The sequence below is a fragment of the Zhouia spongiae genome, from assembly GCF_022760175.1.
In the GTDB taxonomy this organism is placed as follows: Bacteria; Bacteroidota; Bacteroidia; order Flavobacteriales; family Flavobacteriaceae; genus Zhouia; species Zhouia spongiae.
This window is the reverse complement of sequence record NZ_CP094326.1, coordinates 44,642-66,226: the sequence shown is the minus strand read 5'-3', so window position 1 is coordinate 66,226 and position 21,585 is coordinate 44,642. Positions and strand designations below refer to the sequence as shown.

The window sequence follows — 21,585 nt, the reverse complement described above, 5'->3', positions numbered from 1 at the left end:
CCATTCACTTTAAATACTTTAAGTATGAGGTTATTAACTACTACGTTATTAATATGTTTGTTTTGTCAAGTGTTGTCGGCGCAAGAGTTTAAAGCGGATTTACAGTTAAGACCCCGTTTTGAATACAGAAACGGATTTAAAACATTATTAGACGATCATCAGGGCTCAGCGTCTCTTGTTTCTCAAAGGTCCCGGTTAAATTTTGGTTTTAAACAGGAACAAATTGAGCTAAAACTATCGCTGCAAAATATAAGGGTCTGGGGGGATGTGCCGACTTTAACATCAACCGATAAAAATAATGTGATGATTTACGAGGCTTACGGGGTTTATAATTTAAACGACCAATGGAGTTTTAAGTTGGGTCGCCAGCAGCTTTCGTATGATAATCAGCGGATTTTAGGGGCGGTAGACTGGGCACAACAGGGGCGTTCACATGATGCTTTTTTAACTACTTTCAAGCCGAATGAAAAAAGCCGACTGGATTTTGCAATCTCGGTGAGCTCAGAAGCTGAGGTCCTGGCAGAAACGCCTTATACGCTTAATAACTTTAAGAACATGCAGTTTTTGTGGTATCATATAAATTTTAATGCATCACAATTAAGTTTGCTGGCATTGAATACCGGGTTTGAATTTGAAGATAGTGTAACCGGTGATTTGAATACACAATACATGCAGACCATCGGAGGTTTTTATAAGTTTAAACACAATTCATGGTATGGAGATTTAGGGGCCTATGGACAGTTTGGGGAGCGTAACGACTCAGATGTGAGCGCGTGGAACTTTAGTGCGAATGTATATTTTAATATTTCTGATTCCTGGACAACAGGAATAGGAGGAGAATATCTTTCCGGCACAGACATGGGCGAAACTTCAGGAGACGTTAATGCATTTAACCCGCTTTTTGGTACTAACCACGCTTTTAATGGTTTTATGGATTATTTTTATGTAGGGAACCATATTAATTCGGTAGGGTTAACCGATGTGTATGCCAAAATATTTTATAAAAAGGATAAATTTAATGTATCGGTACAGCCACACCTGTTCTGGTCTGCTGCGAATATGATGAATGGTGCATCAGAAGCAGATAAGTATCTGGGGACTGAAATAGATGTTGCGGCAAACTATAAAATTCATAAGAATATAGGTTTGGCGATGGGATATTCGCAAATGTTCGGAACTGATTCGATGGAAATATTGAAAGGAGGAGACTCCGGAAATACTCAAAACTGGGCGTGGATAAGTGTAAACTTCAATCCTGCCATCTTTAATTCAAAAAAAAAATAAAACGATAGTTATTATTTCCAAAATTCATCATGCAGATTGTCTTTAAAAGGGATTGCATGGTGAATTTTTTCTATCTCATTCATTTGCTCATCACCAGCTGTTTTCTGAATTTCCGGAAAAAGAATGCGCTCCTCGAAACGAATATGATCGTCGAGTTTTTGCTCAATCCGATGGAGAACATTGCTTAAATCGGTAATTTGTTCGAACAGTAAGTGTAATTCCTGATGGTCTTCCAAGGCTCTTTCTACAAGTTTGTGATCTATTCCAAGAACAGGGAATATGTGTTCTTCTTCTGTTTTAAAATGCGGGATTAAATAATTTTTATAAAACCAGTCGGCATAATTTTTAATCCGTTCAGGGGCAATTCCTTTTTTAAAGCCACTTCTTATTTTCCATGACAGAAGGAGCCCATGATGGTGTTCTCTGCTTAGGGGTTGCAGTGCTTTATGCCGTTTTAGGGGAGTACGTTTCATAATTTAATGTTTTTAAGTTGACTTATATCAGAGTTTAAAAGCGCGGATGGAGCTTGTTTTTAATCACGCTAACGATGATACAAATGATGCCTGCCGGTAAAAAGCCGCTTAAGACAAACAAGATGTCGTAATACGAGGGGATGAGTCCGATACCCAGGTAAAATAATATTCCTTGTATGAATAATATGATTTCAGTTCCGATAAAACCATATAAGAAAAGGTAAAAGCCGAATCCAAACCAGTTCTGCGATCGCTGTATCAGGCTTGTTTGTGAGATAAAAGCAAATAAAAACCCGGTTATAACTCCAAGCATTGAAAGGTGGATAAATCCGATAACAAAGTTCTTGATCTGAAATGAGAGTATTCCGACTTCCGGAAAAAGAGAGGCTGACTGAAGGAGTATTTTGATGATGAAGCATGCCAAAGCAAACCTATAAGCGTGAATGGTGACAGTATTTGTCTGTATCCGGAACCTTCTTAAAACGGGTTGGAGCAATTTTATAAAATACCATAATGCCAGCAGTTGGATAAGGACTCCAAAACTGTTCAGCCATTGAAAGGCCGGATGTTTTATAAACCAGCTTACCGGGAGAGCCAGGGTACAAACAGTTGCGAGAACGAGTAGCTTATAAAATACATAGAACAGGTTGTTGTTGATGACGAGCCCCTTTTTTTCAAATTGCTTTATAAACAAGGCGATGACTGCAATCATAAACCATCCGTTAAACTGGAAGTGCAGAAAGAACTGGATGGCTATTTGGTACAGAGCGGATGCCGGACCAGAAAAAACCATTGCCGGACCTAAGCACCACACGCCTATAGTAGATATAAGCATAAAGATAAGAGCTGTTTTTAAGAGTTTTGTGCTAAAAAACGATTTGTTGCCCAGATCTTTCCAAAGGAGGTAAACAAAGAAGTAACTGCAAAAAATGTGCAGGGTTGAAAAGCTGATAGAGAACGCAGCATATCCCTGAAGGGGGAAACTGATCATCATGCCTATCACGGAAAGTTCTGTAACCCAAAACAGGTTTTTATACACTTTTCGGGGGTGTGGGATAAAGTAATGAATAATGAAAGTGAAAAGCATCAAGTATGCCCAGCCTAACATGGCAACATGAGAATGACCATGTGTCAGAAACCTGTAATTAATATCAATGGGCAACACATAAGCAAAGCGCAGTGTAAGTCCCATCAAGGCAGCTACGAGAAAGTTCAATAAAGAAACAAGGGTCAGGTTTTTCAGCATGGAAAATATAGATTGTTTGATAAAGGTAGTTATTAGAAACAAAAAATCCGGGAGGAACTGTCTGATTTCCCCCCGGATCATTAAAAACCAATCATAATCAAGACTCTTGTGAGAACAGGTGTTCAAGTTTTAGTGCTTCCGGAAAAAGAATATTGTTTTCCAGATGAATATGGAGGTGCAGGTCTTTTTCAAACTCTTCAAGCATCGAGAATGCAACCCGGTAGGTATTACAAGCGTCAGCAGGCGGGGTATAGTTACCGGTTATTTTAGCGATCTCCCTGAATCGTTCCCCTTCGTTGTCATGTTCGTGTTTCATCATTTCAATAGGGTTTTCGACAGTTCCGAAGTGCGGCATTTCAATCGCCTCTCCGGTTAGTCGTGCTTTTACCATTTTTTTTACAAATGGAAATAAAACAAGTTCTTCTTTTTTCATGTGTTGTGCCAGGTCTCCTGCGGATCCGGAAAATAATTCATATACCTCAAACAGTTCAGGGTGTCTTTCGCCATGTACCTTTCTTAACTTATCGAGGAACTGCAACAGTACGGGGGTGGTTTGTTCTACATACCTGTGATGCTTTTTCTCTATATAATCTATAAGCAGATCTAAAGGCCACGATTTGTAGTCGATAGATTGTTCGGACTTGTTGTTCAGTACTTCTTCCAGGCTATGTAGCAGAAGGTCTTTGTCGATTCCCTTTTTAGAACATACTTCATCGATTGTTCTGTTTCCCTTACAGCAAAAATCGATTCCATGTTTTGAGAATACAGCTGCGGTTCTGAAATCGTCTGCTACAAATTCTCCAATTTGTTTTTTTTCCAGTGTTTCCATGATCTAATTTTTTTTATTCTTTAATGTTAATTGAAATACAAACCAGCAAATGGTAACAATGCCTATGGCGAAAATAATGTCGCCTATAGAGCGTAACCATTTTAAAAAGTTCATTGTCGGGTGTTGCATAAGTTCTGACGAACGGGCATACCACATTCCGTGTTCGATACTTTCTACGGCCTGCCACACCCCTATAGGTAATAAACTGAGAAGGGCCATTGCCAACAGGCCTATGTTGAGGGTCCAGAAGCTAATTCTTAACAATTTGTTATTCCATTGCGTATTTCTGTACAAGCTTCGGAGGACGAAGAGCATCAATCCGATTCCGAGCATACCGTACACACCGAATAAAGCAGTATGTCCGTGCAGCGGAGTTGTGTTGAGTCCCTGTACGTAGTATAATGCAATAGGAGGATTGATGATGAAGCCGAAAATCCCTGCTCCTAAGAAGTTCCAGAAGGCCACTGCAATCATAAAGTATATAGGCCATTTGTAATCTTCGAGCCATTTGGTGGCCTTTGACAATTTATAATTATGGTAGGCTTCATAGCCGATCAGGGTAAGGGGCACGACTTCGAGGGCGCTAAAAGTGGCACCCAAGGCCATTACCGCAGTCGGAGTTCCTGAAAAATACAAGTGATGGAAAGTTCCTAATATTCCTCCGGACATGAATATAATGGTGGCCAGCAATACATTCAGGGTAGCTGTTTTTGTTTTTAATAATCCTAATCTAACAAAGAGAAAAGCAATAACAACAGTTGCAAATACTTCGAAGAAGCCTTCTACCCAGAGGTGAACTACCCACCATCTCCAGTATTCAGCAATGGCGATATTGGTTTGCCTTCCCCACATGAGTCCTGCTGCATAGAATGTAGCTATTGCAGTACATGATACCAGGAACATGATGATGAGGTTCTTTTCGGCAGTTTTCTTTTTCAGTACCGGAATTAACGGACGTACCATTAAGGTAAGCCATAAGAATAAACCGATAAGCAGGAATATTTGCCAGAATCTTCCCAGATCGACATATTCATAACCCTGGTGACCGAACCAGAAATTATCGATAAGATCGAGTTTTTGCATTACTCCAAGCCATTGTCCGGCCATAGACCCCAGCACTATAATCAGTAAAGCGATAAAGAGGAAATTGATACCGAATTTTTGAAATTTCGGATCTTTTCCTGAAACTGCCGGAGCTATGTAAAGTCCTGTTGCCAGCCATGCTGTTGCTATCCAGAAAATGGCCAGTTGCGTATGCCAGGTTCGCGATACTGAATACGGCAAAATCTGATCTAACGGAATTCCGTAAAATCCGTCACCTTCCACGCCGTAATGAGCAGTGACGATTCCCAATAGCATTTGTAATACCATTAGCAGGCTGACTACCCAGAAATATTTTTTTACGAGTTTCATTGAGGGGGTTATACCTTGCTTGAGCAAAGGGTCTTCGGCAGGTGCCGGTACATTCTCGTCTTCGCCCGATTTTACATGATAGAAGACCATAATTCCTATACATAGAATTAATAGAATGATACTTACACCGGACCAGGCGAGCAGATCGCGTGTTGGTTTATTACCAACCAGTTCGTCTGCGGGCCAGTTGTGTGTATATGAAATATCGCTGCCGGGACGTTCTGTTACTGTTGCCCAGGTAGCCCAAAAGAAAAAGGCATTCATTTTATGCATCCGGGCATCGTCTTTGATACTGTTTTTCGGAATGGCGTAATCTTTTCTCAGCTGGTCGAATTCCGGATCGTCGGTAAAGAGGCCTTTGTAGTATTTACTCAGGTATTTTATTGCTTCTGCCCGTACAGGAGATATGGTTATTGTCTGAGATGCTTCATTGTATGTGTTTGGCCTTAATTCATTCTGTAAGCGGACTTGTAGTGCTGCCTGCTGTTCATCATTTAATTTTTCATAAGAAGTATTAAAGTCATTCTGGGCAAAGACATTTAGTATAAAAAGCGCTTCACGATGCAGCCAATCGGCTGTCCAGTCCGGTGCTACATATGCTCCATGTCCCCAGACGGAACCTACTTCCTGTCCACCGATACTTTGCCAGATATTCTGACCGTCTTTTATTTCTTGTTCGGTGAATATTACCTGGTTATTGTCTGTAATAATTGATTTGGGTACGGGGGGAGATTCCTGATAGATCTGATAACCGTAGTAGCCCAATACACTAAAGGAAATTAGCATTACCAATGCAAATCCAATCCATAGTTTTCGTTCTCTGTTCATAGTAAAATCAATTCGGATAAAATTATCTTATTTATATTTAAAAAAATTATGTTCTTAAGTACGAGGGGCCATCTTTAATACTTTGTGACAAGTTTTCAAGACGAGTTGTTTCAAGCAAAAACTTTAAGTGGTCTCTGATAAAAATAAACTTGAGATGGATTGGACAAGGATGTGTGTCGTCGCATTTACTTGTTTTTCTCAATTTCGAATCCTCCATGCTTACCTTTTACAGAACAAACAATATTACTCTTTACCAACTTCTGTAAGATTTTGCGGTAAAAGCAACAGGTGAATTGATCTGTTCGGCAATAGCCTTCAAACTGACCCTGTTATTATCATTTGAATGAAGTGCTATAAAAATTGCTGCTTTGAGCCCGTATTCACATGTTTTTGAAAGCATCTTTTACGTTAAAAATCATAGCAAAGGTATAAACAAAACATTAAAAGGACAAAATTGTCCTAAATAAAATTTCAAAAAAATAATTTTAAGGGATTCTTTTTAAAATGGGAGTCTAGTCTATCAGGATTTCAAGGATTTTGATGGCTGCTTCACTTATTTTGGTGCCTGGTCCGAAAACGGCCACAGCGCCTGCGTCGAAAAGGTATTGATAGTCCTGCTGAGGTATTACGCCTCCTACGATTACCATAATATCATCCCGACCGTATTTCTGTAATTCTTCAATTACCTGAGGAACCAATGTTTTGTGTCCGGCGGCAAGAGATGAAACACCAAGTATGTGTACGTCATTTTCAACGGCTTGTTTTGCAGCTTCCCGGGGGGTTTGAAAAAGGGGGCCAATATCGACATCAAAGCCCAGATCTGCATAACCGGTAGCGACTACTTTTGCTCCGCGGTCGTGTCCGTCTTGTCCCATTTTGGCAATCATTATACGTGGCCTTCGCCCTTCTGTTTCGGCAAACTTGTCGGCTAGCTGTCGTGCCTTATCAAAGTTTTCGTCGTCTTTTATTTCTTTACTGTACACGCCGCTGGTAGATTGAATTCTTGCTTTATACCTGCCGTAAACTTTTTCGAGCGCATCACTGATTTCGCCGAGAGACGCTCTGTTTCTGGCAGCATCTATTGCCAAAGCTAATAAATTTCCATTACTGGTTTTAGCACATGCGGTTAATTTATCGAGGGCCGTTTGTACGGCTTCATTATTTCGACTGTTTTTGATTTGATTGATCCGTTCGATTTGTTGTCTTCGAACTTCCTGGTTATCGACTTCTAAAATCTGTAGCGGATCTTCTTGTTTGAGCCTGTACTTGTTTACCCCGACAATGATATCCTGTTCGCTGTCGATACGGGCCTGTTTTCTGGCAGCGGCTTCTTCAATCCTCATTTTAGGGATTCCCGCTTCGATAGCCTTTGTCATTCCGCCTAAGGCTTCTACTTCCTCGATGAGTTTCCAGGCTTTATGAGTAATTTCGTCAGTAAGGCTTTCGACGTAATAGCTGCCGGCCCACGGGTCGACCGTTTTGGTGATTTTTGTTTCTTCCTGAAGATAGAGCTGCGTATTTCTGGCAATTCTGGCTGAAAAGTCTGTTGGTAGGGCGATGGCTTCATCCAGAGCGTTTGTATGAAGACTTTGCGTGCCTCCAAAGGCAGCAGCGGCAGCTTCAATACATGTTCTTGCCACATTGTTGAATGGATCCTGTTCGGTTAGACTCCATCCGCTGGTTTGACAATGTGTTCTTAATGCCAGAGACTTTTGATTTTTCGGACTGAACTGTTTTACCAGCCTGGCCCATAACATTCTGCCTGCACGCATTTTGGCAATTTCCATAAAATGGTTCATTCCGATGGCCCAGAAAAACGAGAGGCGAGGGGCAAAATCGTCAACTTTCATACCTGCCCTGAGACCTGTTCTGATGTATTCCAAACCGTCTGCCAGGGTATAGGCCAATTCTATATCGGCAGTAGCTCCGGCTTCCTGCATGTGGTACCCCGAGATGCTGATACTGTTGAATTTCGGCATATACCTGCTTGTATATTCAAAGATGTCGGCTATCACCTTCATTGAGTGTTTGGGCGGATAGATATACGTGTTTCTGACCATAAATTCTTTCAGGATGTCATTCTGAATAGTTCCTGAAAGCAGTTCGTGTTTAACGCCTTGTTCTTCGGCAGCTACGATATAGAATGCCATTATGGGGAGTACGGCACCGTTCATGGTCATTGAAACGGACATTTTATCGAGAGGGATCTGATCGAATAGTATTTTCATGTCTTCTACCGAATCGATTGCAACCCCTGCTTTCCCAACATCACCTACTACACGGTCGTGATCTGAGTCATATCCCCGATGTGTAGCAAGATCGAAAGCTACGGATAGTCCTTTTTGACCTGCAGCTAAATTTCTTCTGTAGAATGCATTGCTTTCTTCTGCTGTAGAAAAACCTGCATACTGCCTGATGGTCCAGGGTCTTCTGACATACATGGTTGAGTACGGACCTCTGAGGTATGGAGGGATACCGGCGGCAAAGTTTAAGTGTTCCGCATTGCTAATATCGTCTGCATTATAAGTCTCTTTTATCTGAATGCCTTCTGCTGTTTGGAATGTAATACCCTTATCAGCTTTAGGTTCTGAAGACTTTTTAACGATAATATGTTGAATATTTTTTCTGCTCATTGTTTTTGTGTGTGCTTCTTTGATACAGAATGTCTGTTAAATTCTTTTTGAAAGGGAGTTAATTTTCGGTCTTTAACCTTTCCTGTTCCAGAGATTCGGCCAGTCTCTTTTCAATAATCGGTTCGATCAGGGTTTTACCGGATTGTTTTTTCATAAACGGATACAGTTCGATCTCGTTTTTCATTCTATCATCAGGATTCTGGTATTTATTGGTGCCTATTAATACTTCCTCTTTATCGTTGAACAGGTTTTGTTCGTTTTCAGCAGCTTCTTTTATTTTTTTCTGGATGGTATGGTTTTTCAGTTGTTTTAAAAAGCCACCGGCTTCTTCGATCTTTTTAAACAATTCGAGTCCTTTCTCTGCCAACTGATCTGTAATGCTTTCAATATAAAAAGAGCCATCAGTGGGGTTTCCTGTTTTATCAAAATAGCTTTCCGATTTAAGGATAAGCAATTGATTTCTGGCTATCCGATCGGCAAATTCATTATCCTTGTGATATATGCTGTCATACGGGCTATTGAATACGGCATCAGCTCCTCCCAATATGGCACTCATACACTCTGTAGTAGTACGCAGCATGTTTACATTGTAATCGTATAGTGTTTTATTTCTTTTGGAAGGGGTTGCGATTATGTGGGGGGCAGATTGGTTGTTAAATTCCGGAACTAATGAAGACCAGAGTACCCTGAGGGCCTTAAGCTTGGCAATTTCAAAGAAGTAATTGCTTCCAACAGATACATTGAAGGTTAAATGAATATCCGGAAACCGGTTTAAATATTCACAGGCATGTGCTATACTGTAGGCTAATTGCTGAACTATGTTTGCGCCGGCATTCTGATATAGAGAAAGGTCGATACTCAGCGTGCTTTCAAAAACCCTTTTTTGATTAAGAGAGCTGATTTCTCCGAGTGAATTAAAATCTTCACTCAGGTTTTGATACCAATTCCCTGTCCGCGCTAAAGTCCCGATAATATCAATGTTTAAATATATCCGTGCATTCTTACCTGCAAAAAAATCTTTTAATTTTTTAATGTAGTTCACGGATAAGAACTCAAATTCGAAGTACAGGGGAACGGAGGAGAAGTCTATATCTTGCAGAAGCGTATTAATATCAGTGTTATCCGAAGGGATGCAAAACATTAAACTTTCGGCACCTCTGTTCAATACATCTATAGCTTTTCTATTAGCTAACAGTTCATTGCCTGCGTAAATACGTTGACCAATATTCCATCGAGAAGTAGCTTTACCGGGAGTGGTTGATGTTTGATTCAGATCTTCGGAATGATAGAAGGGTTTTACATTAATGCCTTCAGGGGTATGCCAGATTAAGGTTTCATTATAATCCGCACCTTTAAGATCAAACTGTATTTTTTGTTTCCACTCTTTAGAAGTTACCTCACTAAACTCATTAAAAAGCTTTTTATTCATTAGTTATGTTCTTTAAGCTGTCTGCGTTTTCTATGATATAGATCTCTTCATTATCCCGTTTTAAATAATATTGTTCTCTTCCAAAACGTTCCAGCTCTTGTTCGTTTTTCAGTTTTTTGATCGTTTTTTTATCGCGTGCAATTTCTTTTTGTAAATGCTCTTTCTGTTTCTCTAATTTATTAATTTCCTGTTGAAGTTCGATATGAGTTAACAGCGAATTAGCATCAAAGAACAGCATCCAAACTACGAATACAGTTAGTATAAGTACATAAATATTACTTATGAATGCAAACCATTTTTTCTTTTTTAACTCTTTAAGCTTCATCGATATAAAATTAAGCAATCTTATTAAGTTGAGAACCTTCCCGGGCTTACAAGGAAATCCGTTCGTTAATGATCGTCCTTACAATATCAACTGCTACAGTGTTGTACTTATTGTTTGGAATAATAATATCTGCATACTCCTTTGTTGGTTCAATAAACTGCTGATGCATTGGTTTCAGGGTTGTTTGATAACGGTTAAGAACTTCTTCGATGTCTCTTCCCCGTTCATTAAGATCTCTTTTTACCCTTCTTATCAAACGTTCATCGGAGTCAGCGTGTACATATATTTTTATGTCAAACATATCGCGAAGTTCTTTATTGGTAAAGATAAGGATGCCTTCAACGATCATAACCTTCCTGGGATGGGTTAAAATGGTGTTTTGTGTCCTGTTGTGTTTAACAAAAGAATAGACGGGTTGATGAATTGTTTTGTGTTCTTTCAGTTCCTTCAGATGGCTTACCAAAAGATCGAAATCGATTGCTCTCGGATGATCGAAATTTATTTTGGTACGTTCCTCATATGATAGGTGAGATGTGTCTTTATAGTACGAATCCTGTGAAATTATCCCGACTTCCTTTTCGGGTAGTTCATTGATAATTTGATTGACTACGGTTGTTTTTCCACAACCGGTACCTCCGGCAATACCTATGATGAGCATATGATGATTAGTTTTTGCAAATGTAAAAAAATGAGGTTAATAATTACCCTGGCAAAAAGATTACTCCGGAGCTGGAATCTTTTTCAGCCCCGGTTACAGATTTTAAACAGTTTATTTCATTTCTTTCCCTGAGCACCCCCATAAAAGCAAAAACAATGGCCTCTTTAAAATCGATTATATGTTCATCAGGAATAATAACTTCTGTGTTCTTTAACTTGTCTTGCAAAGTTTCAATGAAGAAGGTGTTTTTGGCACCACCACCGGTTATCAGCAGTTTGTTGCCGGAGCGAGAACCGATTTGATTAATAACGAAAGCCAATTGATCGGTAATGTGATGTACTGAGGTGTGTAAGAGATTCTGGATGGAATCGGTTGTTCTGTTTATGATGGGGAGTACATTTTCTGAAAACCATTCGAAACCCAATGATTTAGGGTATGAATGTTTGTAAAAATCGAGGTTATTTAATTGTTCCAGTAATTTTTTGTTGAGGGTTCCTTTTTTGGCGAGTTTCCCGTTTTTGTCGTATGCCATATTAATTTTATTGCTAAGATGATTCAGCAACATATTTACCGGGGAGATATCGAATGCCACTCTTTCTCCGTTTTTGTCGAAGGAAATATTACTGATCCCTCCCAGGTTAAGGCAGAAGTCGTATTCTGAAAATAAGAACAGGTCGCCGATCGGAACCAAAGGGGCTCCCTGGCCTCCGGTTGCCACATCATTAGTTCTGAAATCGCAAATCACCTTAATCCCACAGGCATTTGCAAGATGCTGACCAGAACCGATCTGATATGTTAAACCGATTTTTGTTTGATGAAAAACGGTATGTCCGTGACTTGAAATAAAGTCAACACACAGGTTATGTTTCTTTATAAAAGTATCTACCTGTTCTCCCAGCCAGGTTCCATATTTGTTATTAAAATCTAATAGTTCAGGAGCAGACAAGTTTACAGTATTTTTTAATTTGTCTTTAAAAGCATCCTTATAGTCTATACTACTGCTTTTTAGCAATTCAAAACTCCATTTGTCATCTTGACGTTGAAATTTACAGCAGGCGATATCGAGACCATCCAATGAAGTGCCGGACATTAAACCGATTACGAAATAGGTGTTTTTCAAAAGGAAATAAATTTATATATGTACGTTCTCCAAATTTATAACTTTGTGGCTAATGAATCTAATTTTATAACTGATGGGCGAATTCACTAAAATAACCGAGCAGACTTCTTTGTATGATCATTTGGAAAATATGACAACAGATGAGATTCTTTCCAATATGAACAAGGAAGATCAAAAAGTAGCGTTAGCGGTACAGGAAGTTATTCCGGCTGTTTCCAGGCTGGTAGATGAACTGGCTGTTAGATTTGTTGATGGCGGACGTTTATTTTATATAGGAGCCGGGACCAGTGGACGATTGGGGATCTTAGACGCTTCGGAAATTCCTCCTACTTTTGGTTTGCCACATGAGAGGGTAATTGGTTTAATTGCAGGAGGAGATACCGCTATCAGAAAGGCCGTTGAGTTTGCCGAGGATGATACACAGCAAGCCTGGGTAGATTTAAAGGAGCATGATATAAATAAGAATGATGTGGTGGTAGGGATTGCAGCTTCAGGAACGACTCCATATGTTACAGGAGGTGTTAAGGATGCACGTAAACACGGCATTTTAACGGCCTGTATTACCAATAATCCGGGATCGCCTTTGGCCGGTTCTGTGGATATTCCGATTGCGGTAAATGTAGGTCCCGAGTTTGTTACCGGGAGTACACGGATGAAAAGCGGGACTTCTCAAAAACTGGTTCTTAACATGATAAGTACCGCTTTAATGATTAAAATCGGAAGGGTAGAAGGGAACAAGATGGTTAATATGCAGTTAAACAATAATAAGCTTGTAGACCGAGGCGCCCGTTTTATAACGGAAGTGTTAAATGTCGATATGGATAAAGCATTGGCTTTATTGAAAAAGCACGGGTCTGTTAAGGCAGCTATTGATGCTAACAAATAAACTATTTTGGAACAATTTTAAAGATGCCTTCGTTTTCTACAGCTATATAGATGTAGCCATCCGGAGCTTGCTTGATATTGCGCAGTCTGCCGATTCCGTCAAATAATTTTATACGTTCCGTTACCTGATTGTTTTTTATAATCATTCGTTCCAGATATTGAAATTTGAGAGAACCGACCAGCAGGTTTCCTTTCCAGTCCGGATATCGATCAGAAGAAACGAAATCCATACCGCTGGGTGCTATAGAAGGTACCCAATAATAGAGCGGTTGTTCCATTCCCTCTTTTTCTGTGGTTTCAGTAATGGGAGTACCACTGTAGTTAATACCGTATGTAATTACAGGCCAGCCATAGTTGGCTCCTTTTTTTATGATGTTGATCTCGTCGCCACCCTGAGGACCGTGTTCGTGAGTCCATATGTCGCCTGTAGAAGGATGCCTGATCATTCCCTGGGGATTTCTGTGACCATAGCTGAATATGGCTTTTTTTGCATCAGGTTCATTATAAAACGGATTGTCAGCAGGGATATTTCCATCATCGTGTAGTCTGTATATTTTTCCGCAGTCTTTGGTAATGTCTTGTGGGTTTACATCCCTGTCTCCCCTGTCTCCAATAGAGAAGTATAAATATCCCTGAGGGTCAAATTCTATTCTCGAACCAAAATGTTGTCCCCGGGTAGAATTGGGTTCGGCTTTATACAGCAGTTCGTTTTCAACCAGCGAGTCTCCTGAGAGTCTGGCTCTCATTATTGCTGTATTTCCTCCTGAGCCATTTCCTGTTTCCGAGGCAAACGAAAAATAGATCCAGCCGTTATTTTTGTAATCAGGATGTAGTTCTATGTCTAAAAACCCTCCCTGTCCGCGGTTATATATCTCCGGAGTATTTTTAATAATCTTTTTTTCTCCATTTATAAAATGAATCAAGGTTCCGGATTTTTCGGTAATCAGCATTGACCCGTCGGGTAAGAATACCATTCCCCAGGGAATAGAAAGATCGGGAACTACCAGTTCTGTTTTATATTCAAGGTTTTCAGGAGCTTTAATTTCATTGTCCTTACTTTGCGCACAGGAGAAGAGCGTGAAAGAAAAAAATATATATACGATAAACTTGTTCATAATCAATGATTTTCAGGGAATTTACAAATAATGCTTATTAAAAGCTAAGAAAAAAAGTTTGTTTTGTGGATTAATATGTTATATTTGCACTCCGAAAATCGTTCGGGGGGTTGTAGTCTCTCATCAAGTTCGAGATAAACTACACGACAAGATTATGATTTTTCGGGGTGTAGCGTAGCCCGGTTATCGCGCCTCGTTTGGGACGAGGAGGTCGCAGGTTCGAATCCTGCCACCCCGACGAACCTAGTATCAACTAGAATCAAAACACTGTTAATCGTATGATTTTCAGTGTTTTTCGTTTTTTATACACTTATTTTAATTCATTTAAAACCATATAAAAGGTGTGCAATTCGGTGTGCAATGTTTCATCAAAATTGTACTATCTTTAGAGAACCTTCGGGTATGATTTGACTTTCGATTTAACAATATTGTTTAACTCAAAGTCATTGAAAATGAAGACAAAACACACCTTTACGGTAATTTTCTTTACTAGAAAATCAAGAAGTAATCACAAACAACTTTCCATCTATGTACGCATCACAATTAACGGAAAGCGTGCAGAAATCAGTTTAAAACGAGTAATTCCAATTAAAGATTGGGATAGTAACAAAAGCCGAGGCAGAGGCAATTCCCAACAGGTAAGAACGTTAAATACCTATTTAGACGAGGTATATAACAGGCTTTTGGAGTGCCATAAGGAGATTTTAGAGGAAGACAAGTTTATATCCTCTGAAGCTATTAAAGCTCGGTATCTTGGAGAGGATGATAACAGTAAGACCTTACGGGAACTCATTGCTTACCATTATGGAAATATGGCATTTGTTCTTAAAAGAGGGACAATGAAAAATTATTATACAACTGAAAAATATCTGTACAAATTCCTGCTAAAGAAAAGAAGATTAAAGGACATCTATCTAAAGCAATTGAACTACGAATTTGTAACCGATTTTGAACACTTCCTTCGCAATTACAGGAATTCCCGGAAACAGCTCATGTTAAGCAACAACGGAGTTATGAAACATTTGGAACGTTTCAAAAAAATGGTAAACCTTGCTGTTAAATTGGAATGGATGCACAAAAACCCGTTCAACCAATTCCAATTGAAGTATCAGAAATACGATAGGGCTTACCTGAGCGAAAGGGAATTGGAACTGTTAGAAAGTACAGAGTTTACAAGTGAACGTTTACAACGGGTAAAGGATTGTTTTGTGTTTTCCTGCTATACAGGCTTGTCTTATGTGGATGTAAAGGAACTAACCGACGACAATATCGTACAGGGGATCGATGGGAACTATTGGATATTTACTAAAAGAGAAAAAACAGACGAACGTGTTAAAGTACCGTTACTGCCAAAAGCTTGGGAAATCATTGAAAAATATAGAATTTTACAGGCGACGGATTCAATGGGATATTTATTACCTGTAAATTCCAATCAAAAGACCAATAAATACTTGAAAGAGATATCAGCAATGTGTAACATCCATAAGAATATTACATTCCATGTGGCACGACATACCTTTGCCACTACCGTATTGCTCTCTAATGGCGTGCCTATTGAAACGGTATCAAAATTATTGGGTCATTCCAAGCTTACCACCACACAATTATATGCAAGGGTTGTGGAGACTAAAATAAGTGAAGATATTTCCGATTTATTGGATAGGTTTAAGTTAAAGGATAAAAATAAAAGGTATGGAATATTATCTAAAATTGAATTAAAGTAATATTTAAAATAGATATTCTTTACAAAAAATTGGAGGGGGAAAATAAATCATTTCCAACTCAAACAATTGTCGACCTTTTTGTTGTAAGTCCGTTAGAATTTTCATTTATTAATACTTATTTTTAAAAAGTGAAAAAAACTAATTATTTCTATATTGATGAAGCGGGACATGTTAATAATGATTCCGCTATATTTTTGTATGGCTGTATTAAAACAGATACTCCTTCTACTCTCGAAAAGAGTATTGAAGAATTAAAAAGCTCTATAATTGAAGAGGTTTATTATGAAGATTTCCGAAAAAGTTTGATTGAAAGGAATTTCCATGCGGTTGATGATCATTTTGATATTAGAGCTGAAATGTATAAAATTTTACCTTACTTAAATTTTAGAGGTTACTTTGTGGTTACTAACAAGATGTCTTCGTATTTTAAAAACCTTAAAAAAGAAAAAGAGGATTATGAAATAATTGATTTGATGTTAAGAAAATTGATTAAACCTAGAGTTAGTAAAAATAGAGAAGATAAAAATTGTTTTATTTTTGAGACTTTAGAGGTTGAAAAAAAGTCTTTGAAGAATATATTGGATGAATTGTTTTCTGGTCTTAGTAAAAAATATGATGTGGAGTATGAGATAGTGGGGAAAGAAAATGTAAATATGGCTGTTATAGATTATGTTAACTATAATTTATATTCTGTTTTAAACCCAAATGATAAACCTCAAAAAAGGACTCTACAGAATTTTGAAATATTAAAGGATAAAATAGCACTAATTAATGTGCTTGATGATAATTCTTTTTATAGTAGAAAAGGCGATTTGGAACATTTAGTTGAAATTAAAAATATTAGAAATAAAATGGCAGGAGACCGAGGATAAATTAACGGATACGAGTCGTATTCGATTTGGAAAAACACAAACTTGTTACCTTGGTCACTGCCTCTTTTTATATGAAAGTATCGGATATAAACAATTTAAACTTATTAGCTAATTATCTTAAGTTAGACAAAAACTTATTGAAAACTATATGTGAGAATGATTACATAGGGTTAAGCGCTAGAGAAATATTAAAGTATCGAGCAGATAATAGTGATTTAACTTTAGTGATAAAAAAAATTAAGATTTATAAAAAAAATGGAGGAATAAGGACTGTATATTCGCCAGTATCTGATAGCGTAATAAATTGTTTGAAAGTTTTAAATAAAAAGTTAAGTAAGATTTATGTTCCTTCTAAAAATGTTTTTGGTTTTATTAAAGGAAGAAGTGTCCAGTCTAATGCGTCTCAACATCTTGGAAAGAAATATGTTTACAAAGTTGACCTAAAAGATTATTTTGAATGTATAAACTCTGATATGCTTGAAAAAGCTTTTATGAGATTAGGTTTTAACAAAGCTGTTTTAGACTGTTTATGTAAAATAGTTACGATTAATAATACTCTTGCCCAAGGGTTTCATACTAGTCCGACTTTGGCTAATATTGTATTTATAGATTTAGATAATGTTTTCTCTAATATTTCTAAAAACATAACCTATACTAGATATGCAGACGATTTATATTTTTCGTCTGATGAAGAATTTGAAATTCATGATTTTATTGTTGAAAATTTAAAGAAATTTGGATTTGAAGTTAATGAAAGTAAAACTAGGATGATGAAAAGAGGAAGTAAACAATATGTAACAGGGTTAACCGTTTTTGATCCTGATTATCCAAGGATTGCTAAAAGAATTAAGAAAAAAATACGACAAGAAATCTATTATATAAAAAAATATGGTTATAAAGGCCATGTTATGCATAAATTAAAAGTGAAAAATAAAGATTATAAGACAAATGAAGATGTGAAAAATAAAGTGGATTTAGCCATTTCTGAATTACAAAGTAAAATTAATGGATGGTTACTTTATATAAATTCTATAGAACCAAAGTTTAGTAAAAAATACTCCGAGTTTCTCTATAAGAAAAGTTTTAAACCGATATCCAACAACTAGCGTCCATTATTCTTTATCTATTAATTTGAAAAACATGCTCTTCGAATGAAGAGCAAGAGGGTAACGCGCTAAAGCGACGTTACTTTTGTTAATTCATTGAAAAACAGATTATTGTGTAGTTTTGTGAATTCTATTTTTCACGGAATTTGCAGCAAAAACCTTCGGAAGCCCCGAAAACAGGCATTTTTTTGCAGCAAAAATCACGGAAAAACGTTTTCAGGATATCTTTTAAAAGGTACATTTCATATATGAAAGCCTAATTAAATACAAGATTATTTTTTAGCATAAATTATAATTTGTAACATAAAATTTCCTTTCAATACACTCCCGTCGTTTTACGAGGAGCGCATTGAAAGGAAATTCATTATTAAGCCAAAAAAATATTGTTTTTGGTATCGTTTTCATTTAGGTTTCTCACTTTTAACTAACATTTTATAGGCTTCATCTAAAAACTCTCCTTCCTCAAAGGGCATGAGACTACTTGCTAATTCCAGAGTCTTGCGGATATCCAATTCAAGATACTTGTTATTGTAAGACTCCCCTAAATAGAAGCACTTTCAAATATAGTATTTTTCCATTAAGTGTTGGTCGATTATAAGGGATGCAAAACGCGTTTTGCTTCTTTGCTCTACAAAATTGACTGGGGTTTTATATCCCAAGGACTTGTGTGGCCTAATATTATTGTAATTCCATAGCCATGTTTGTGTTTGATCTCTTACCTGATTTAATTCAAAAAATAAATGTGCATCTAAAACCTCTTTTCTATAAGAGCCATTAAATCGCTCAATTAAAGAGTTTTGAGTTGGTTTACCGGGTTGTGTGAAACAAATTTTGATACTGTGTTTGCGTGCCCAGGAGTCGAATACAGCTGAAGTGAACTCTGGGCCATTATCCACTCGTACTACTTTAGGAGCCCCTCTCCAACTAATGAGTCTGTCCAGATCCCTCACAATACGTCTGGCACTCAGTGAGGTGTCAATCCCTATCATAAGAGCTTCCCTGTTATGGTCATCAATCACATTAAAAGTTCTAAAACTCTTCCCGCTTATCAAGGTATCCTGCATAAAATCCATACTCCAGGTAATATTACAGTCCACCGGTATGATATGTGGTGTTTTAATACGTGCAGGGAGCCTTCTCTTGCGTTTTCGCCGAATGTTCAGGCTCATCATCACATAAACCCTATAAACCCGTTTATGGTTCCACAGATATCCTTTGGACCGTAACAAATAATACATCTTTTTAAAACCATATGTAGGATAAGCCTCCGCCAATTTCTCTAATTCATCTATGATATGCCGATCCTCTGTCTTGGCTTTAAAACGATAATAGTAAACCGATATGCTTAGACTGAGTGCTGTACAGGCCCGCCGGATGCTTAAGTGTTCCTCTTTGACTAAATATCCAACTGCTGCTCGTTTATCGACAGGCCTTAGAGCTTTTTTTCGATTAGGTTTTTTAATGCATTGTTTTCAAAAGCAAGATCGGCATACATCCGTTTGAACTGGGACAGTTCTGCCTCCATCTCTTTCATCTTCTTAAGTTGGTTGGCATCCATACCTCCATATTTGCTCTTCCAATTATAAAAAGTGGCCTGGCTGATCCCTTGTTCCCGGCATAGGTCAGTCACGGATTGTCCGGATTCCTGGGACTTTAAGATCTTGATGATCTGTATTTCGGTGTGTCTTGTTTTTTTCATTACCCTAAATTTAAACGTTTTTCTAATTTATAACGCTTCGTTTTTTAGGGAGCCTTACAGTGCATCGAAATTGGGATTTGGTAGCGCAGGGAACTCGTATGACCGTAGAGTTCGCTGCTTTTTTAAAAGCACTTAATAACTACGGATCATTCCCAATCTTTGCATAAACACAACAATTGGAAATGATCCTCTATTCACCTTAAAGATTGGGATAGTCATAGGAGTAGGGCAAGAGGTAGTTCTTGGATCAACTTATAACATTTAGTTAGCTTGAAGGTGTTTAGTATAAGAAGTTGAATGAATTTAGATGTAATTAAATTTCCTCTTCGGAGGGGAAGTTTAAATATATGTATTTGTTGTTATCAAGCTTTATTGTTTTTCTTTCTTTGAAAATTTTCTTAATAGTTTTTTCAAAACTCCATATTACATCCTCAGTTAAAGAGATCCAACTTTTATATAATAGTTTTTCTTTTTCAGTTATGTTAAAAGGAAGAAGCTCATGATTGTTGGTTTTTTCGTCCTTTGTATCTTTTGCGGCTATTTCACCACCAATCTTCTGGTTCATCTTTCTTTTTTTCCAGTATGCATTTTCCATGAACGTATCAGTTCCGGATAAAAATGACAAGCAACTTTCAAAGGATTTTGCGGCCGAATTATGCATGAATTGGTTTCTTATTGACATGAAAACTTGAGTATTTGCTTTATTCGTTTTATCAAAAAATTTTGTATCTAACAACAATTGGACTTTTTGATTCATTGATAATGCATGACTAGAGTTACCAATCGAAATTGCATTCTCATCTAAGTTCAGAATTATTCTTAAGCAACTACTTGCTAGGTTTTCAAAATTTACTGAATTAGATAAAACCAATAATTTAACTCTAGCCTCGTAAGCTGAAAGGGAAGTATCCTTAATAATTAGCTTATCCATTACTTTTATTTTGATAAATATAATGAACTATTCTTGCCTTTTAAGATAGTTTTGGCTAGAATTTGAATTGTATTTTTGTTTAATAAAGTAATATTTTCTTTAAGCTTTTACTATCCGCAGATAATTCACAGGAGATAATAAGAAGATGGGGATTTACCCGTATAGCGTTTAAACACAGTGGCAAAATAGGAGGAGGAGCTAAAGCCTAAATCATAGGCTACATCCTGGATACTATTTTTTGGGATTTTTAGTAACTCCTTTGCTCTTTCTATTTTTTGCCTTAAAATGTAGTCAGAGGGAGAATATCCCATTTCCTTTTTGAACTTATACTTAAAGTGGGACAAAGACAAATTATTAAAATTCGCCAGTTCCTCCAGAGAAAGGGGTTCATTCAAGTTCTTATCAATGTAGATACATGTTTCCATAATATCCTTGCTTATAGTTTTATGTTTGGACTTATTTCCAAATTCCAGGACGCTTAATAGAAAATGTATTAACAGGTTGGTTATTTTTATTTTATTGAGCCCGTCTAATGGATATTCACAAATTCTATAAATAGTATTGAGATCATATTTGAGCCTGTTAGAGCCTTTAAACACTCTGTTTTTCTTTAGTTCAAAAAAGGCATCAAAAAATAACTTTGTTTGTTTTTTAGTTAAATTTAGAAGTCTTTGATTTTTATCAGGTACTTCCATAATTAACCAAAATAAACGGCCTCGTTCCTCTGGAAAGCTTTTGGTTCCATGTTCTTCACCAGGAAATGTCAATAACAGGTCTCCACCGTTAATGCGGTAATCATTGCCTTGTATATGATAATATTGTGACCCTTTTTCAAGAAAACATATCTCAATCATATTATCATGAATATGCATTTCCAGACTTTTTTTCATTTGCCTGTAATTGTAGGTTCCCAAAACCTTGATACACTCAAACCCCAAGGCTTCTAAATCAATGATATGACGTTCATTTGTGGAGGTCCTGTCTAATTGTTGCATGTTTGAAAAAGTATTATAAT

At 37.4% G+C, this 21,585-nt stretch carries 19 protein-coding genes and 1 tRNA gene; 6 read left to right on the top strand and 14 right to left on the bottom strand.

Features of this window, described 5'->3' with window-relative positions; all coding sequences use genetic code 11:
• Positions 1-24 precede the first annotated feature (24 nt).
• Positions 25-1,284: an alginate export family protein gene (locus tag MQE36_RS00250; RefSeq protein WP_242937206.1), complete on the top strand. Its 1,260-nt coding sequence runs from the start codon at positions 25-27 to the stop codon at positions 1,282-1,284.
• 11 nt (positions 1,285-1,295) lie between these two features.
• Here MQE36_RS00250 and MQE36_RS00245 read toward each other — a convergent pair whose 3' ends face one another.
• The 10 genes from MQE36_RS00245 to MQE36_RS00200 form a co-directional block, all read right to left on the bottom strand.
• Complete coding sequence (locus tag MQE36_RS00245) at positions 1,296-1,757, bottom strand: hemerythrin domain-containing protein (RefSeq protein WP_242937205.1); 462 nt, start codon at positions 1,755-1,757, stop codon at positions 1,296-1,298.
• A 34-nt stretch (positions 1,758-1,791) separates the two neighbouring features.
• Positions 1,792-3,003 carry a hypothetical protein gene (locus tag MQE36_RS00240; RefSeq protein WP_242937204.1) on the bottom strand — a complete coding sequence of 404 codons (1,212 nt, stop codon included), beginning with the start codon at positions 3,001-3,003 and terminating at the stop codon, positions 1,792-1,794.
• Between the two features lie 97 nt (positions 3,004-3,100).
• Positions 3,101-3,832, bottom strand: a complete 732-nt coding sequence (gene ric, locus MQE36_RS00235) for an iron-sulfur cluster repair di-iron protein (protein WP_242937203.1) — start codon at positions 3,830-3,832, stop codon at positions 3,101-3,103.
• Positions 3,833-3,835: 3 nt separating this feature from the next.
• Positions 3,836-6,073 carry a nitric-oxide reductase large subunit gene (locus tag MQE36_RS00230; RefSeq protein ID WP_242937202.1) on the bottom strand — a complete coding sequence of 746 codons (2,238 nt, stop codon included), beginning with the start codon at positions 6,071-6,073 and terminating at the stop codon, positions 3,836-3,838.
• Positions 6,074-6,323: 250 nt separating this feature from the next.
• Complete coding sequence (locus tag MQE36_RS17005) at positions 6,324-6,473, bottom strand: hypothetical protein (RefSeq protein WP_341461480.1); 150 nt, start codon at positions 6,471-6,473, stop codon at positions 6,324-6,326.
• 112 nt (positions 6,474-6,585) lie between these two features.
• Positions 6,586-8,706: a methylmalonyl-CoA mutase gene (gene scpA, locus MQE36_RS00220; protein ID WP_242937201.1), complete on the bottom strand. Its 2,121-nt coding sequence runs from the start codon at positions 8,704-8,706 to the stop codon at positions 6,586-6,588.
• A 58-nt stretch (positions 8,707-8,764) separates the two neighbouring features.
• Positions 8,765-10,135, bottom strand: a complete 1,371-nt coding sequence (locus tag MQE36_RS00215; RefSeq protein ID WP_242937200.1) for a methylmalonyl-CoA mutase subunit beta — start codon at positions 10,133-10,135, stop codon at positions 8,765-8,767.
• On the bottom strand, positions 10,128-10,460 hold the full coding sequence (locus tag MQE36_RS00210; protein WP_242937199.1) for an FtsB family cell division protein: 333 nt from the start codon (positions 10,458-10,460) through the stop codon (positions 10,128-10,130). The genes MQE36_RS00215 and MQE36_RS00210 overlap by 8 nt, the downstream gene beginning before the upstream one ends.
• Before the next feature lie 46 nt (positions 10,461-10,506).
• Positions 10,507-11,118, bottom strand: a complete 612-nt coding sequence (gene udk, locus MQE36_RS00205; RefSeq protein WP_242937198.1) for a uridine kinase — start codon at positions 11,116-11,118, stop codon at positions 10,507-10,509.
• A 43-nt stretch (positions 11,119-11,161) separates the two neighbouring features.
• Positions 11,162-12,238 (bottom strand): anhydro-N-acetylmuramic acid kinase, encoded by a 1,077-nt coding sequence (locus MQE36_RS00200; RefSeq protein ID WP_242937197.1) that lies wholly within the window; start codon positions 12,236-12,238, stop codon positions 11,162-11,164.
• Positions 12,239-12,311: 73 nt separating this feature from the next.
• On the opposite strand from MQE36_RS00200, the gene MQE36_RS00195 reads away from it, so the two are divergent.
• Positions 12,312-13,124 (top strand): N-acetylmuramic acid 6-phosphate etherase, encoded by an 813-nt coding sequence (locus MQE36_RS00195; protein WP_242937196.1) that lies wholly within the window; start codon positions 12,312-12,314, stop codon positions 13,122-13,124.
• Position 13,125: 1 nt separating this feature from the next.
• Here the strand turns inward: MQE36_RS00195 and MQE36_RS00190 are convergent, their stop codons facing one another.
• On the bottom strand, positions 13,126-14,238 hold the full coding sequence (locus tag MQE36_RS00190; protein WP_242937195.1) for a PQQ-dependent sugar dehydrogenase: 1,113 nt from the start codon (positions 14,236-14,238) through the stop codon (positions 13,126-13,128).
• A 163-nt stretch (positions 14,239-14,401) separates the two neighbouring features.
• On the opposite strand from MQE36_RS00190, the gene MQE36_RS00185 reads away from it, so the two are divergent.
• From MQE36_RS00185 to MQE36_RS00170, 4 genes are all read left to right on the top strand, one after another.
• A tRNA-Pro gene (locus MQE36_RS00185) sits at positions 14,402-14,476 on the top strand.
• 214 nt (positions 14,477-14,690) lie between these two features.
• The gene (locus MQE36_RS00180; protein WP_242937194.1) at positions 14,691-15,962 is read left to right on the top strand and encodes a site-specific integrase; all 1,272 of its coding nucleotides are present in this window, start codon (positions 14,691-14,693) and stop codon (positions 15,960-15,962) included.
• Between the two features lie 128 nt (positions 15,963-16,090).
• Positions 16,091-16,834, top strand: coding sequence for a hypothetical protein (locus MQE36_RS00175; RefSeq protein WP_242937193.1), 744 nt, complete (start codon positions 16,091-16,093; stop codon positions 16,832-16,834).
• A gap of 26 nt (positions 16,835-16,860) precedes the next feature.
• Entirely contained in the window at positions 16,861-17,940 is a 1,080-nt protein-coding gene (locus tag MQE36_RS00170; protein ID WP_242937192.1) for a reverse transcriptase family protein, read from the top strand.
• 557 nt (positions 17,941-18,497) lie between these two features.
• Here the strand turns inward: MQE36_RS00170 and MQE36_RS00165 are convergent.
• The 3 genes from MQE36_RS00165 to MQE36_RS00155 form a co-directional block, all read right to left on the bottom strand.
• Positions 18,498-19,639, bottom strand: a protein-coding gene (locus MQE36_RS00165) for an IS3 family transposase (protein ID WP_423242468.1) whose coding sequence is annotated in 2 segments (ribosomal slippage) — positions 18,498-19,378 and positions 19,378-19,639 — 1,143 coding nt in all. Because the reading frame shifts where the segments join, the coding sequence is not laid out codon by codon here.
• Positions 19,640-19,952: 313 nt separating this feature from the next.
• Positions 19,953-20,570: a hypothetical protein gene (locus MQE36_RS00160; RefSeq protein WP_242937190.1), complete on the bottom strand. Its 618-nt coding sequence runs from the start codon at positions 20,568-20,570 to the stop codon at positions 19,953-19,955.
• A gap of 125 nt (positions 20,571-20,695) precedes the next feature.
• Positions 20,696-21,565 carry an AraC family transcriptional regulator gene (locus MQE36_RS00155; protein ID WP_242937189.1) on the bottom strand — a complete coding sequence of 290 codons (870 nt, stop codon included), beginning with the start codon at positions 21,563-21,565 and terminating at the stop codon, positions 20,696-20,698.
• Positions 21,566-21,585: the final 20 nt, after the last annotated feature.